General features: G+C 41.6%; 16 protein-coding genes and 1 pseudogene. 3 read left to right on the top strand and 14 right to left on the bottom strand.

The features are described from left to right. Positions 1 to 27 precede the first annotated feature (27 nt). Positions 28 to 198 carry a hypothetical protein gene (locus DM09_RS11520; protein WP_157753581.1) on the top strand — a complete coding sequence of 57 codons (171 nt, stop codon included), beginning with the start codon at positions 28 to 30 and terminating at the stop codon, positions 196 to 198. Here the strand turns inward: DM09_RS11520 and DM09_RS01800 are convergent. From DM09_RS01800 to DM09_RS01790, 3 genes are read right to left on the bottom strand one after another with little or no spacing between them, the layout of a single operon-like run. Next, positions 190 to 744: a DUF924 family protein gene (locus DM09_RS01800; protein ID WP_038247106.1), complete on the bottom strand. Its 555-nt coding sequence runs from the start codon at positions 742 to 744 to the stop codon at positions 190 to 192. The two genes, DM09_RS11520 and DM09_RS01800, sit on opposite strands and share 9 nt — an antisense overlap. After that, a complete protein-coding gene (locus DM09_RS01795; RefSeq protein WP_038247105.1) occupies positions 741 to 1,286 on the bottom strand; it encodes a Gx transporter family protein in 546 nt (181 codons plus the stop codon). The genes DM09_RS01800 and DM09_RS01795 overlap by 4 nt, the downstream gene beginning before the upstream one ends. Before the next feature lie 2 nt (positions 1,287 to 1,288). Further along, complete coding sequence (locus DM09_RS01790) at positions 1,289 to 1,738, bottom strand: NusG domain II-containing protein (RefSeq protein WP_038247104.1); 450 nt, start codon at positions 1,736 to 1,738, stop codon at positions 1,289 to 1,291. Between the two features lie 37 nt (positions 1,739 to 1,775). On the opposite strand from DM09_RS01790, the gene DM09_RS01785 reads away from it, so the two are divergent. Next, positions 1,776 to 3,140: a glutamate--cysteine ligase gene (locus tag DM09_RS01785; protein ID WP_038247103.1), complete on the top strand. Its 1,365-nt coding sequence runs from the start codon at positions 1,776 to 1,778 to the stop codon at positions 3,138 to 3,140. A gap of 53 nt (positions 3,141 to 3,193) precedes the next feature. On the opposite strand, the gene DM09_RS01780 is transcribed toward DM09_RS01785, so the two are convergent. The 9 genes and pseudogenes from DM09_RS01780 to DM09_RS01740 all read right to left on the bottom strand — a co-directional run bounded on the left by DM09_RS01780 (position 3,194) and on the right by DM09_RS01740 (position 8,416). Further along, positions 3,194 to 3,835 (bottom strand): DUF922 domain-containing Zn-dependent protease, encoded by a 642-nt coding sequence (locus tag DM09_RS01780; RefSeq protein WP_038247102.1) that lies wholly within the window; start codon positions 3,833 to 3,835, stop codon positions 3,194 to 3,196. Continuing rightward, on the bottom strand, positions 3,810 to 4,646 hold the full coding sequence (locus DM09_RS01775) for a transposase (protein ID WP_038247101.1): 837 nt from the start codon (positions 4,644 to 4,646) through the stop codon (positions 3,810 to 3,812). Before DM09_RS01775 ends, DM09_RS01780 begins: the two co-directional genes overlap by 26 nt. 40 nt (positions 4,647 to 4,686) lie before the next feature. Next, positions 4,687 to 4,929 (bottom strand): annotated as a pseudogene (locus DM09_RS01770) (transposase); the annotation flags it as partial. A 100-nt stretch (positions 4,930 to 5,029) separates the two neighbouring features. After that, on the bottom strand, positions 5,030 to 5,578 hold the full coding sequence (locus DM09_RS01765) for a hypothetical protein (RefSeq protein WP_038247099.1): 549 nt from the start codon (positions 5,576 to 5,578) through the stop codon (positions 5,030 to 5,032). 69 nt (positions 5,579 to 5,647) lie between these two features. Next, a complete protein-coding gene (locus tag DM09_RS01760; RefSeq protein WP_038247097.1) occupies positions 5,648 to 6,037 on the bottom strand; it encodes a tautomerase family protein in 390 nt (129 codons plus the stop codon). Between the two features lie 75 nt (positions 6,038 to 6,112). Next, the gene (locus DM09_RS01755; RefSeq protein ID WP_232507719.1) at positions 6,113 to 6,637 is read right to left on the bottom strand and encodes a hypothetical protein; all 525 of its coding nucleotides are present in this window, start codon (positions 6,635 to 6,637) and stop codon (positions 6,113 to 6,115) included. Positions 6,638 to 6,735: 98 nt separating this feature from the next. Beyond that, entirely contained in the window at positions 6,736 to 7,173 is a 438-nt protein-coding gene (locus DM09_RS01750) for a thioesterase domain-containing protein (protein ID WP_038247095.1), read from the bottom strand. Positions 7,174 to 7,247: 74 nt separating this feature from the next. Continuing rightward, positions 7,248 to 7,781, bottom strand: coding sequence for a hypothetical protein (locus DM09_RS01745; protein WP_038247093.1), 534 nt, complete (start codon positions 7,779 to 7,781; stop codon positions 7,248 to 7,250). 86 nt (positions 7,782 to 7,867) lie between these two features. Then, positions 7,868 to 8,416, bottom strand: a complete 549-nt coding sequence (locus tag DM09_RS01740) for a hypothetical protein (RefSeq protein ID WP_038247092.1) — start codon at positions 8,414 to 8,416, stop codon at positions 7,868 to 7,870. A gap of 136 nt (positions 8,417 to 8,552) precedes the next feature. Here DM09_RS01740 and DM09_RS01735 point away from each other — a divergent pair, with 136 nt between their 5' ends. After that, on the top strand, positions 8,553 to 9,578 hold the full coding sequence (locus tag DM09_RS01735; protein ID WP_081881045.1) for an integron integrase: 1,026 nt from the start codon (positions 8,553 to 8,555) through the stop codon (positions 9,576 to 9,578). Here DM09_RS01735 and DM09_RS01730 read toward each other — a convergent pair. Together DM09_RS01730 and DM09_RS01725 are read right to left on the bottom strand one after the other, a co-directional pair. Further along, entirely contained in the window at positions 9,565 to 9,771 is a 207-nt protein-coding gene (locus DM09_RS01730) for a hypothetical protein (RefSeq protein ID WP_038247090.1), read from the bottom strand. The genes DM09_RS01735 and DM09_RS01730 overlap by 14 nt on opposite strands. Before the next feature lie 108 nt (positions 9,772 to 9,879). After that, positions 9,880 to 13,176 carry an efflux RND transporter permease subunit gene (locus DM09_RS01725; RefSeq protein WP_038247089.1) on the bottom strand — a complete coding sequence of 1,099 codons (3,297 nt, stop codon included), beginning with the start codon at positions 13,174 to 13,176 and terminating at the stop codon, positions 9,880 to 9,882.

Here is a 13,176-nt window from a genome sequence, read left to right as displayed (position 1 = left end):
TACGTTGGGTTTGATGAGAGATAAGGCATGATTGGCTGGCGAAGCCTGCGCGATGAATCTACTGAAGGTGAAGCATTGATCTATGCTTTAGCTGCGGGTGCTGCGATTTGGTTGGGTTCCTATTTGTGGAAAAGGTACAATAAACCCAATCGGAAACTGCCACCTTTAGAAAATAAAAAAGATGATGATCTAAAATGAAGATTCAGGTTGTTTAAGGAAAGTTATCTCTTCAGGTGTTGATTCACGGCCTAAAATTGCATTGCGGTGTGGGTAACGACCAAAGCGCTTAATGATAGCTTGGTGTTTTAATTCAAACTCATAATTATATTCTGCACCAGGCTGACTAAATAACTGTTCAGCTTGTTCATGAATCAGGGCTGATTCACTGTGCATATATGGCATATACATAAAAGCGCGTTGCTCAATAACAATGCGCTGGTCATCGCCTTGGCGAATGGCTTCTTGGGCAAGTACTAAAGCAAGCGTATCCGATGCAAAAGCTTTGGGGTTATCACGAAACATATTACGTGAGAATTGATCAAGCACGATGATTTCGGCAAGCCTACCTTCAGGTGTTTCGCGCCACATATAAAGCTCACCGCGCAATGCAGCGGCATGTATTGCATGGAAACTTTTATGTATAAGTTGATCCAGTGCTGCATCTTTTATAAACCATTGTTTCGGTGTTAATGTTTTGAACCAAAAGGTGATGATATCTTGATATTTTATGTTGGTTGTATTCATTTCTCATGCTCCGCTTTTAGTTTTTGCCAAATGTATGTTGCGATTGCACCATTAATCCAACCGCTAATACAAGATAGGGCAAGCAAGGGGGGGAGCAGGTAATACAGGGCTGGTTGTTGAATAAACCATGTTTCTACAGCAATAAATTGCCCTGACATGTGCGCGATTGCTGCCAGCAGGCTCAAGCTAATCAAACTGATGCGAGGAAATAGTTGATACAATATAACCATAACCGTGGCGGCGGTAAGTGCACCTGAAAGGCTGATAAAGAAGGTGGGGGTGAACAATGTGCCGATAAACATGCTACCAATAATGACGCGGGCAAGGGCAAGGGTGAAAGCCGCACGTACACCCAAATACATCAGCGCCAGTAAGGTCATGATATTGGCGACACCAAACTTAAACCATGGACCTAAACTGGGCAGTGCTGCCTCAAATACATGTAAACCAATCGCCAATAGTACGAAGGAAAGCCAAACTGCTTGCTGCTCTAAGAAGGCAAGCTTTGGGCGTGGTGGGATGTTTATTTTTTGTTGATGCATGGTTACTCAGAGATTGCATCAAATTTGATGCGCGTTTTATTTTCTTTATCAGAGCCCCGAATGACAACCATAATGTGGTTAGGTACACAGGCAATCACGCTGCCTGCATATCTTTTGGTGCCTGCAAGTATGCAATGGTGGGTTGTACACGGGGAACTATCAAAACGAATACCATCTTTGGATATCTCAATATCAGATATACCGATTTCTCCTTGTGCTGCGACATGAATAATATGCTCGTCATCCGGTAAGGGGTATTTTGCTAACAGTGTATCGCCGTGGTAAATATAAGCTGTGGGGGCACCTTGGTTGAGTGTATGTGAGATTTGCAGCCATAAAAGTGCAATGGTCAATAATAAGGCAAATAATAAGGTTCTGTCCGCCCAAGTGCCTTGTAGACATTGGCGAAAACTAACCGTAGCCGCTTTAGGGTGGTTGTTTTTTGTTGTCATGGGTATGTTTCCACATACGCAAGCTAGATGATGGGGAATGATTTTGGAACATAAGCGCATTTATCGAGAAGAATTGGCTGATTATTTTCGCCGTGGCAATAAACCAAGAGAAGCTTGGAAGATTGGTACAGAGCATGAAAAAGTTGGGTATTGTACGCAAACATTGCGTCCTATTCCGTATTTTGGTGAAAAAAGCATTCAACATTTGCTGGAGCGTTTAGCCGACTGGAACCATGATGAACAATGGCTTGCGGTGCTTGAAAATGGCAATCCGATTGCGCTTAAACATGGTTTAGCTTCCATCACTCTTGAACCAGGTGGGCAACTGGAGTTATCGGGTGCGCCACTGGCAACGATTCATGAAACACATGATGAAGTGGGTCACCATTTTGATTTGTTGCGCCAGCTTAATAAGGAATTAGAGATTGGCTTCTTGGCGCTTGGTTTTCAGCCCAAGTGGAAACGCGGTGATATTCCGTGGATGCCCAAGGCGCGATACAATGTGATGCGCGAATACATGGTTAAAGTGGGCAACAAAGGTTTGGACATGATGTTGCGCACCGCAACAACCCAAGCCAATTTGGATTTTGAATCCGAAACAGATATGGCGAAAAAGATGCGCGTGGCTTATTGCTTGCAGCCTATGGTAACCGCTATGTTTGCGGCATCACCTTTTAAAGATGGTAAACCATCGGGCTTATTGTCTACCCGCGCCGACTGTTGGTTAGATACCGACCCCAACCGTACAGGCATTCCCAAGTGTGTGTTTGAGGATGATTTTGGTTTTGAATCATGGACAGAATGGGTGCTTGATGTGCCTATGTATTTTGTGCTTAGAGATGCGGAATATATTGATTGCACGGGTGAATCCTTTCGTGACTTCTTGGAAGGTAAGTTACCTATGTTACCTGGTGAATACCCCACCCATGCCGACTGGGAATTGCATGTGAGTACTACATTCCCCGAAGTGCGCTTAAAGCAATTTATTGAAGTACGTGGTGCGGATGCAGGCGGCTGGGACTGGATTTCAGCATTGCCTGCATTGTGGAAAGGTCTGCTTTATGATGAGCCTACATTGAACCAGGCTTGGGACATGGTAAAAGGCTGGAAACATGAGGAAGTCGTTGATTTGATGGAAAATGTTCCAAAAACAGCCCTAAAAACACCTTTTTTAGATAAAAATGTACATTTTTATGCTGAAACTATACTTAATATGGCAAAACAAGGGTTAAACAACCTTGATATTTGTGATGAGCAGGGAAGATGTGAGGCACAATATTTATTGCCGTTGTTTGATGTGGTGAAATCAGGCGAAACCCAAGCGGATAAATGGCTGCGTTTATACCGAAATGAGTGGAACCAAAATATAGACCACCTCTTTAAAGAAGCATCACATGATTAAACATTATGCAAAGACCTTGCCCCTTACATTACTGATTTAGGGAAAATACAGATCTACTTCGTGTTTTTAGTAGGCTTTCTATATAAGTATAATTCTAGATTTGCACCTTGTGTTTTACCGTGCTCAGTTCTTGTATCATAATTCGCCTGTTTAAGCCTAAATCGTGCTAAAATATCATGTGCTTTTAGGTTTGCTTCTCGGTTTAAAGAATCGCAATTGGTATATATGGGTAGCCCAAGTAATGTTTTTTCGATTTGTTTTGCGGCATTGATAGCAATTGTGCCGTGCCCTTTTTCATGCAAAACAAGGGCTGGGTAATATGAATTCCAGATATTTAAAGCTTGCCTGCTTGAAGAAGTTTTTAGAAGGTGTGGGAGCGTATAAGTAATACGAACTGTAGTTTCTACGCGGTTAAGTTTGCAACTGCCTTTTTGGTTACGCCACTTGTAATTCCATTCTACATAAGTATCTGTGTAAGCATGATAAATACTACCATGTTGCCGAATTGGGGAAGCCTTATTGAGATTAGAAAGTAAGTTATCAACACTCTTAGAAATAACGCTATATTCTTCAATTGTTTCGTAGACCTTTGGTTCAGCATTTAATTGAAGCGGGTATATAAGAACCAGTAAAAATAATATTTGCATGATTGTGTGTTTGTGTTTGGGGTCAGGTCTTGTTTCGCGCATTTTCATCTTGCTGTTTGATAAGCCGGCTTACTGTAGAATGGTGTAAGCCTGCAAAATCTGCGATGGATTGCATCGTATAGCCATGCTCCTGATAAGCTTTCCGCATCCATTCACCACGTGTTTTCTCTTGCGCTGCAAGTTCAGCCAATGGCAAATGCCGCAGCGTTTGTTTGCGTTTGGGTATATTCTGATCAGGTTCACTTTTGAATGCTTGTAACCTCTGTCTAAAGGCATCATCGCCCAGCAAATCAGGCCCATTCAATGATTTCCAAGGTATCACGACTTCAGATTGATTCACAAACCGTTTATATGCTTCTCTATCACCACCAAACTGGGAAAGTAGCCAGTTTACAGTTAAGAAAGCAGGTTTTTTTTCTATGCCTGCCGTAGCGTTATAGCTGCTCCAAGGCCAATCACTTACGGAATTAACCATATTTGCGGCAACAGGATTACGTACAATATACCTGCTTAATTCAAGTAAATATGCATCTTTATCCACGATAATAGACTTAAACCGACCCTGAAACACATGGCCGATACGATGATGTGCCCGATTAAACCTTTGGGTGTACATCCCATTAAGCTGGCGCATGCCTCGGCTAAGGTTGGCTTTGGGGGTTTCAATCATCAGGTGATAGTGATTGCTCATCAGGCAATAAGCATGGCAAACCCAATCGAATCGCTCAACTACATGTGTAAGCACATCAAGAAATATATCACGGTCAGCATCTGATAAATAAATATCAGTCTGTGCATTGCCGCGCGATGTCACATGATACACTGCGCCTTCGTATTCGATTCGGAGAGGTCTAGCCATGGGGCAAGTATAACGTCAAGAATGCGCGAAACAAGACCTGACCCCTTTTATTCCACATACCTCGGCTAAGGTTGGCTTTGGGGGTTTCAATCATTAGGTGATAGTGATTGCTCATTAGGCAATAAGCATGGCAAACCCAATCGAATCGCTCAACTACATGTGTAAGCACATCAAGAAATATCTCACGGTCAGCATCTGAAAAATAAATATCAGACCGTGCATTGCCGCGCGATGTCACATGATACACTGCGCCTTCGTATTCGATTCGGAGAGGTCTAGCCATGGCGCAAGTATAACGTCAAGAATGCGCGAAACAAGACCTGACCCCTTTTATTCCGTAGCGAAGCGAAACGGCGTATAAAAAGGTCGGGTTGGACGATTTGTTATATGCTTTTTGCAATTGATACTGCCTCCTCGGGAGTAACAATGCTCTTAATACCAAACTTTATTAAAGGCTGAGCTTTTTTATGAAAATTATTATCCCTGGTTACAAGATGGTCAGATTTATGAAAATTGTGCGACCAGGCTACTAGCGCATCACATGTCTGGTTACGCCATTTACTATTAGTGCTAAAGTCGTCTGGCGGGTCATATTGTGATTGCGGGAAAAGAATATCTTTTATTTCTTTAAGCTGGGCTTCAGATTCATCACTAGACCATAGCATATGATCCCAATAGCCAAAATCCCATATTCCAATGGGCGCTAATTCACGTGCATTTGATAGACCTGCACGGGTTAATTTGGCCTCAAACTCTGCATAATTGTGCATAGATTCACCAGATGGTTGATTCTCAGAAGCGCTTACGGAAACGACACCAATTTCAATTTTTCCAGACTGCCATAATGTTTTTAACTCTTCTAGGTGGATAGCATCTGGTCGATTTTCTTCTAAATCGATGATGCAGTTTGAATCGAGTGTGAAACATTTCATGGCATATAACGACCTGCATGAGGGGCGCGAGCGCAGCGAGCGTCCCTCTCGATGCTTTTGTTATGGCTTTTAGACATTGATTTTATAATTTAACTTCACTTCATCACCATGCATACCACGAAAGCCCCAATTACAGGCTGGCGATTCATAAATGCAGATTTCAATATCTTGATGAGTGATGCCGATTTTTTCTTGAATTCTATCAAATAAAAGGCTAATTAACTTTTTCTTTGTTTCTGTTTCTCTACCTTCAATCATTGTAATTTCAATAATGGTATAGGCATCTGTTCTACCACTGGGGTAAAACATGTTTTCTTTTTCAAGAGGAAAGAATCTGTGCGCTCTTTTATCTTGAGGAAAATGAAGGGCTTCAACAACACACTCATGAATAACATCAGATAACTCTTTCTTGATTGGGTTCAAACTCTCTTTGATTCCAAATATTTTTACTTGTGACACTTCAATTCCTCCTCATAGAGCCCTAACGACCTGCATGAGGGGCAGAGCGAAGCTATGTCCCTCTCGATGCTTTGGTTAGGCATATTTTTTTGCTATTTTAAGAAATTGGCCAAATGCAAATAGAGCCATATCTAATTTTCGATGATTTATATTATTAAAAGACTCAATAAATGGAATATATTCATTTATATAGCTTTCATATTTTTGTTTATTTGTATTTCCTATTTCAGTAATTTCACCTGTTTTCATATATTTCATGGCTCTAAATGTATGTTGGTCGTAAATTGGCCATTGGGTTGGGTTTAGGCAATGTATGTAAAAAATATTCCAGATTGCCCCGCCAGATTTTTTGTGATTTAAATATCTTTCTTCTTGGCTTCCTTCAAAAATTAAAGGATAGTTTTTATTTATACTTTCGATTTTTTTAGCTGAAATAACTGAACCATTTTTCCACTCAAATAATTCTAACCTTGATTCGGCTGTAAGAGGCTTACCAACATTATCGTCATATTTTTGCTCATTAGAGTAAATATATTTAGATGACCAGTGCTCGATAAATTGAGTTATGTTTTTACAGGTTATCTGAAATGATATATTCATATTTTCCATTTGTTTGCCTAACGACCTAGCTCAGTTGACCGCGATACAGAGTGTAGCGAAGCGAAACGGCGTATTGCGAGGTCAACTGCAGCGTATTGTTATGTGTGTACAACATAGGTGCCATTAAATGTTACCGCATTTTCACTATTGCAAGATATTTTAGATACTAGCTTTATTCTTGCTACGCCTTTTCTTTTGTACATATTGATGAATTTATCACATTGGCGAATAGATATGAAAGAGCATGTAGCCGTTATATCAGAGTTAACTGGTTTGCTGAACTTTGTATTGCTTTCCTGAATGACAATGTGGCCTGATAAATTATGTTGTTTTAGCAGTAAATATATTAGACCCCAGCCAGATAAAACGGATACTGAGTAAATGCTGCCACCAAATGCCGTGCATTTATGATTGATGTTCTTTTCTAATGGCGCACTTAAAGTTAATGATAGCTCCGTATGTTTAACGACAGACAAGCCAATATGCTTTGTTAATGGAATTTCTGTGTGTAGTACATCCTGTAATTGTTTAATCATGTTTTATTTCTTTTTACACATAACGACCTGCATGAGGGGCAGGAGCGCAGCGAGCGTCCCTCTCGATGCTTTGGTTAGCTTTTTTCATACAAAATTTCTCCAAATATAAGAAATTGATGAATTGTTGGAAAATCCCAATCTGCCAAACCCATCTCCATCATATTTTTAATTGCACCGTTGTTTGGACAATCATCAAACTCATCAGGGTATGTAGCAACAAACCATCCCCAGAATACTTTAGCCTCTAAAGGAATATTTCCTGATATCCTCTGAAGCATTAGTATTGCATCAAGAATGAAATCTGATGTAAAACGCTCTATGGGAGCAATATTTAGCTTTCCATTTGGGTCATTATCAGCATGTTTGAAAAAATTGTAAGGAACATTAATTGATTTGATATGTTGCCTGTACTGTTGTCGTGTTAACCCCTTTGGGTTTTTAATAGCACTGTTAATTTTTTGTTCTTTACCAACATCAATTAACACTTGGTGAGCAGATGCAATTACCGTATGGATAACAACAAGGTCTCTTTTTTCAAAAAACAGCTTTACTGCTTCGGCAATCTGCCTTTCTGCAACTTCTATTTTATCAATCCAGATAGGTTCCATGCTTATCCTAGAAAGCTAACGCTTAAGCTCAGTTGACCGCAATACAGAGCGAAGCGGCGTATTGCGAGGTCAACTGCAGCGCATTGTTATGTGTTTTTAACACCAGAAATACTCGCAATAAAATTAATTAATTTCCCGTATAGGCTCTTATATTCTTTTAACATGGCTTCATAAGCATCTATGTGATCTAGATGAGCATAATTAACTTCTTCAGTAATTTTGTCGCTAAATGCTTTATGATCTTTAAGATTATTGGCTAACTCAGTATTCATTAAAGGTTTGTAGACATTTAGGGCGTAATCAATTTTTTCTTCCAAGCTTCTAAATACATGCCCCCTGTTTTCTCTGGGCGGGGATTTGTAGTCAAGCTCATCGTCTATTGCCAATTCAGTTTCTTTTATAACTTCTGATAGTGCATGCGTTAAATCTAATAGGATTGATTTGTTGATATCCCATATTCTATCTCTTCGTTGTTTCTTAATAGAGTCAAAATGTATAGCTGTAGCTGTGCATGTCGCAAAAGCGATAATAAAATTAACTGATAAGTTGCTATCAAAATCAAACTCAGGTGACAATATAAAATAACATATAGATATTAATGCGCCTATGAACATACCAAAAACAAATTTCAACATTTGCATATCCTTTTTCGCTTTTTACACATAACTAACCGAATAGGAGTAATCAAAGTTCCTCATTATTAACTCCTATAGGTGGACATCCTTTCCACTTTATTGCATATTAAGCCTTAAAAGAGGAATAGGAGCGATGATGCCGATATATCCACCCAAGGTCAAGAATGAGCGAACATTTCAACCTCAATCGGTGCGATTGATGGATCAAGTGAGCGAAGTGATGCGCTTTTACCATTATGGGCGGCGTACTGAAGAGGCATATACTTATTGGATTAAAGACTTCATATTTTTTCACAACAAACGCCATCCTAGAGATATGGGGAAAGCAGAAGCTGAAGCCTATTTAAGTCACTTGGCGGTCAAGCGAAAAGTCGCAGTTTCGACACAAAATCAGGCGTTTAATGCACTTTTGTTTTTGTATAAAAGCGTTTTACACTTACCGTTTGCAGATGATATTGCTGCGATTCGCTCAAAAAGACCGCCACGTTTACCTGTTGTGCTCAGTCAACAAGAAATGAGTCGTCTTTTTTCTGTCATGCAAGGTGAAACCTTGTTGATGGCTCGTGTGATGTACGGTGGAGGTTTGCGTTTGAATGAGATGCTTCGGTTGCGGGTTCAAGATATTGATTTTGACTATGGTTATTTAACGATTCATGCAGGTAAGGGCGATAAAGATCGAACCACTTTATTGGCATCATCTTTACACGATGATTTAAAAGCACATTTGCGAGGTGTGCGAGAGCTATTTAATCAAGATGTTGAGCAGGGGGTTGCCAATGTATGGTTGTCGGGCGCATTGGCAAAAAAATATCCCAACGCACCAAAATCATGGGAATGGCAGTTTGTTTTTCCCTCTAAGACCTTATCTAAAGACCCTGAAACGGGTGAGATTCGCCGCCATCATGTGAATCAATCGAACTTGCAAAAAGCGATTAAGCGGGCAAAAGAAAAAGCTAACATCAATAAGCGGGTGACATCGCATACATTGCGCCATTCGTTTGCCACACATTTACTGGAATCGGGTACGAATATCCGTGTAGTACAAAAGCTTCTTGGACACGCCGATGTGAAAACTACAGAAATTTATACCCATGTGTTGCAGCAAAACCTTGGTGCGGTTGTTAGCCCTTTGGATATGCTGGGTTCGCTTACAAGCGAATAAAATAAGGTATGGCGAGTAAAACCACGCCTAAACCCAACAATAGATAGAGGTTGGCAACAAAGTAGGGCAATACCATCAGCGTCATGCCTGTGAGTAGTGGCACAATCGCCTTTTGTTTTCGCCCGTAAGAGAAAAAACCGAAGCCAATCGAGCCAAACACAAGCCCCCACATTAGCATTGAAGTATTCTGCATAGATGAAAGCGTAATCCCAATACGATTAAAATGCTATACAGTATGCTTTGAAGCATAAAAAAGCCCAGCGTTTGACGGCTGGGCTTTGATATTTGGCTTATGCCTGCTTTAGGCTTTGGCTGCAGGATCGGGTTTGCCGCGTTGCCATAGATAATACATCAATGGGGTGACAAACAAGGTTAAAATCGTTGCTGCAATGGTACCAAATGCCATAGAGACACCCAAACCACCAAATACTGGGTCGGTAATCATGATGGATGTACCAGCGACCACGGCAATGGCTGTGAGCAGGATGGGGCGGGCACGTACTGCACCTGCTTCAAGTACCGATGTTTTGAGGTCATACCCTTTTTTGCGGTATTCAAGTATGAAATCAATCAGCAGGGTAGAGTTTCGCACCACAATGCCTGCCAGTGCAATCATACCAATCATGGATGTGGCAGTGAAGGGTTGCCCTGTAATCGCATGACCAGGGAAAATACCAATCATGGTCAAAGCGGTTGGTGCCATGACCAACATGGGCAGAATAAACTGACCATAATATGCCACCATTAATAGGTAAATTAAGACCATAGCCACGATGAATGCAGCACCCAAGTCACGGAAAACATCCAGTGTTAAGCGCATTTCACCATCCCACAGCATATGATAACCAAAGGTGTCTTCAGGGGGCGTATCCGTAAAACGCATACCGCCTGTTTTTAATTCAACACCTGCTAGTTTTTGCCCATCAATTTTACTATCGATATCGAGCAAAGAATAGACTTGTGAACCCTGTTTAGGTTCAGCAGTTACATAGACTACCGTATGCCCATCTTTACTGAAGATAGGGTTTTTCACGGTGCTTTCTTCTACTGTAGCAATGGCAGACAGTGCTACAGGGCCTTGTGGTGAGCTGACATAAATCTGATTCAGATTTTCAGCATTGACGCGCATGGAGCGTGGCAATTGTACGTGTAGATTCACGATATGACGTTCATCTTCGATGTGTACGGCACCAAAATTATAGCCAGATAAGAAGTCACGCAATGCTACTTCAACCTGCTGTGTGACCACACCAAGGTGTGCAGCTTTTTCTTTGTTCACTTTGATGTTAAATTGTGTTTGTGATGCACCAATGGAGTCATCCAAATCCACGACATCATAAGTGTTGGCAAAGGTCTTACGGACTTCTGCTGCCACTTCTTTTTGTTTGGCATAATCAGGGCCGTAAATTTCAGCCAATAATGTTGCGCGGACAGGTGGACCTGGTGGATCTTCGACCAGTTTAATGGATGCCAAGGGGTGTTTGGCAAATACTGGGGCTAACATTTCGCGCAATTCCAACACAATATCTTCTGAACGAATACTGCGTTCATGTTTGTCTCGCAAGTTGACGCGAATTTCACCCAAGTTTGGTGCTTCGCGGAACAGTGCTGCGCCACGTAAGATACCATTGAAATCAATAGGGCCACCACGACCCACAAAGGTCTCATAATCTTTAACCATCTCATGTTGGCGCAAGATATTGCCGATTTCACGCGCAACACGGTCGGTTTCTTCCATGGTGCTACCTTCGGGTAAATCGATGGTGATATTAAAGGTGTTTTGGTTGCCTTTGGGTAACATCTTCAATTCTACACCACCCGTTGTTAATGGACCATTGATGCCAGCAGGACGAATAAATTGCCATGCAGGTTGCAGCATTGCACCCATAAACAAAGCAGCTACGACTATCCAAAAGATGAGGCGAACTTTAGCATTCTCAACCAGTGGCGTAGCATATTTCATGTATGTGCTATGTACCCAGTCTTTGGGGTTATGATCTTGTTCTTCCATGGTGGGTTCTACCATTTTATTGGGCAAGAACCGTTGTGCAATCCATGGCGTAAAGGCATAAGCAATGATTAATGATGCTGCCATTGCCAACGGTGCATTGAATGGGATGGGTGCCATGAATGGCCCCATCATGCCTGTCACAAAACCCATAGGAATAAAGGCAAGAATCACGGCAATGGTTGCGACAATGGTTGGCTTGCCCGTTTCATTGGTGGCACGCACAATCAATTTGATTTTGTCAGCGGTATCTTTCACACCTTTGTGCAAGTGACGATGAATATTTTCAATCACCACAATGGCATCATCCACCAACAATCCCAAAGCAAGGATGAGTGAGAAAAGAGTGATACGGTTGATGGTTTGGTCTGCCAAGAAACCGATTGCCAACACGATAAACAAAATCAACGGAATGTTCATTGTAACAATCGCCGCTTCGCGCCATCCAAGGAATAATAATAAAATAAGAATGACGGAAACAATGGCAATCACCAAGTGCTCTACCAAATAGTTTACTGCAGCATTGGCTTTTTTACCCGAGTCGCGGGTAATATCTACGCGAACATTACTTGGAATAAAGTCACCTTTAAGTGTTTCCAATTTATCCATGATACGTTGTGTAACGAATACGGCATTGGTACCACGTTGTTTTGCCAGCGTGATGGAAACAGCATTGATTTCAGGCTCTTCACCAGTTTGTGTACCATGCTCTGCAGAAGGACCATAAGCAATGCGATGCAAATGTGTGACTTCAGCAGGGCCATCAATAATGGTTGCTACATCACGAAGGTGAACAGGTTTACCACCATGGCTACCTACAATTAATGCGCCCACTTCTTGTGCGTTTTCCAAATAACCAGATAACCAAACTTTGCTTACGCGGTTGTTGCCAACAAGCTCACCCACAGGGCCACCTGTATTAGCGCTCATCAATACATTATGCAGTTGGTCTAAAGTTATTTTATAACCAGCCATTTTGGCAGGATCGATTTCAATGCGAACTTCATGGTCGCGACCACCAATAATATCGGCAACAGATACACCTTCTAGCGGCGCTAGTTGTTCACGCACACGCTCAGCAAGGCGTTTTAAGCTTAGACCATCAAGCTCGCTGGATGAAAGTGTAATGACTGCCGCTGGAACCTCGTTAACATCCATGGGTTTGACCAAGGGTTGGGATGCACCTGGAGGAATGCGGTCAAGATTTTGCATGATACGGTCATATAACTTAACCATGCTGATTTCTGTATCTGCACCCACTTCGAATACAACAGTGACAACACCTACATTACCCATGGCTGTACCATAGGTATGGTCAACGCCACTCATCTCGCGCAAGACCATTTCCAGAGGGTGTACGATAAGGTTTTGCACCTCTTGTGGGCTTGCACCATTCATTTGGATAATCACATTGGCAGCAGGCACATCAATTTGTGGGTTTTCTTCACGCGGTGTAATAAATAGCGCAAAAACACCAATCAATAGAATCAAAATGCTGATAATCGGGGTCAAGTTGGTCTTCATTGACACCAAACCCAACTTACCTGCAATGTTTAAGGGTTCTTGTGTTTTATTTTCTTGTTCAGCCAT

Source organism: Ghiorsea bivora (genome assembly GCF_000744415.1).
Classification (GTDB): Bacteria; Pseudomonadota; Zetaproteobacteria; order Mariprofundales; family Mariprofundaceae; genus Ghiorsea; species Ghiorsea bivora.
The sequence above is the reverse complement of the archived record's forward strand: the minus strand, read 5'-3'. Positions and strand labels throughout refer to the sequence as shown.

Excerpts from the sequence above, each read along its gene's own strand:
- DM09_RS11520 (WP_157753581.1), top strand. The coding sequence starts at position 28 with ATGATTGGCTGGCGAAGCCTGCGCGATGAATCTACTGAAGGTGAAGCA.
- DM09_RS01800 (WP_038247106.1), bottom strand. The coding sequence starts at position 744 with ATGAATACAACCAACATAAAATATCAAGATATCATCACCTTTTGGTTC.
- DM09_RS01795 (WP_038247105.1), bottom strand. The coding sequence starts at position 1,286 with ATGCATCAACAAAAAATAAACATCCCACCACGCCCAAAGCTTGCCTTC.
- DM09_RS01790 (WP_038247104.1), bottom strand. The coding sequence starts at position 1,738 with ATGACAACAAAAAACAACCACCCTAAAGCGGCTACGGTTAGTTTTCGC.
- DM09_RS01785 (WP_038247103.1), top strand. The coding sequence starts at position 1,776 with ATGATTTTGGAACATAAGCGCATTTATCGAGAAGAATTGGCTGATTAT.
- DM09_RS01780 (WP_038247102.1), bottom strand. The coding sequence starts at position 3,835 with ATGAAAATGCGCGAAACAAGACCTGACCCCAAACACAAACACACAATC.
- DM09_RS01775 (WP_038247101.1), bottom strand. The coding sequence starts at position 4,646 with ATGGCTAGACCTCTCCGAATCGAATACGAAGGCGCAGTGTATCATGTG.
- DM09_RS01765 (WP_038247099.1), bottom strand. The coding sequence starts at position 5,578 with ATGAAATGTTTCACACTCGATTCAAACTGCATCATCGATTTAGAAGAA.
- DM09_RS01755 (WP_232507719.1), bottom strand. The coding sequence starts at position 6,637 with ATGAATATATCATTTCAGATAACCTGTAAAAACATAACTCAATTTATC.
- DM09_RS01750 (WP_038247095.1), bottom strand. The coding sequence starts at position 7,173 with ATGATTAAACAATTACAGGATGTACTACACACAGAAATTCCATTAACA.
- DM09_RS01745 (WP_038247093.1), bottom strand. The coding sequence starts at position 7,781 with ATGGAACCTATCTGGATTGATAAAATAGAAGTTGCAGAAAGGCAGATT.
- DM09_RS01740 (WP_038247092.1), bottom strand. The coding sequence starts at position 8,416 with ATGTTGAAATTTGTTTTTGGTATGTTCATAGGCGCATTAATATCTATA.
- DM09_RS01735 (WP_081881045.1), top strand. The coding sequence starts at position 8,553 with ATGCCGATATATCCACCCAAGGTCAAGAATGAGCGAACATTTCAACCT.
- DM09_RS01730 (WP_038247090.1), bottom strand. The coding sequence starts at position 9,771 with ATGCAGAATACTTCAATGCTAATGTGGGGGCTTGTGTTTGGCTCGATT.
- DM09_RS01725 (WP_038247089.1), bottom strand. The coding sequence starts at position 13,176 with ATGGCTGAACAAGAAAATAAAACACAAGAACCCTTAAACATTGCAGGT.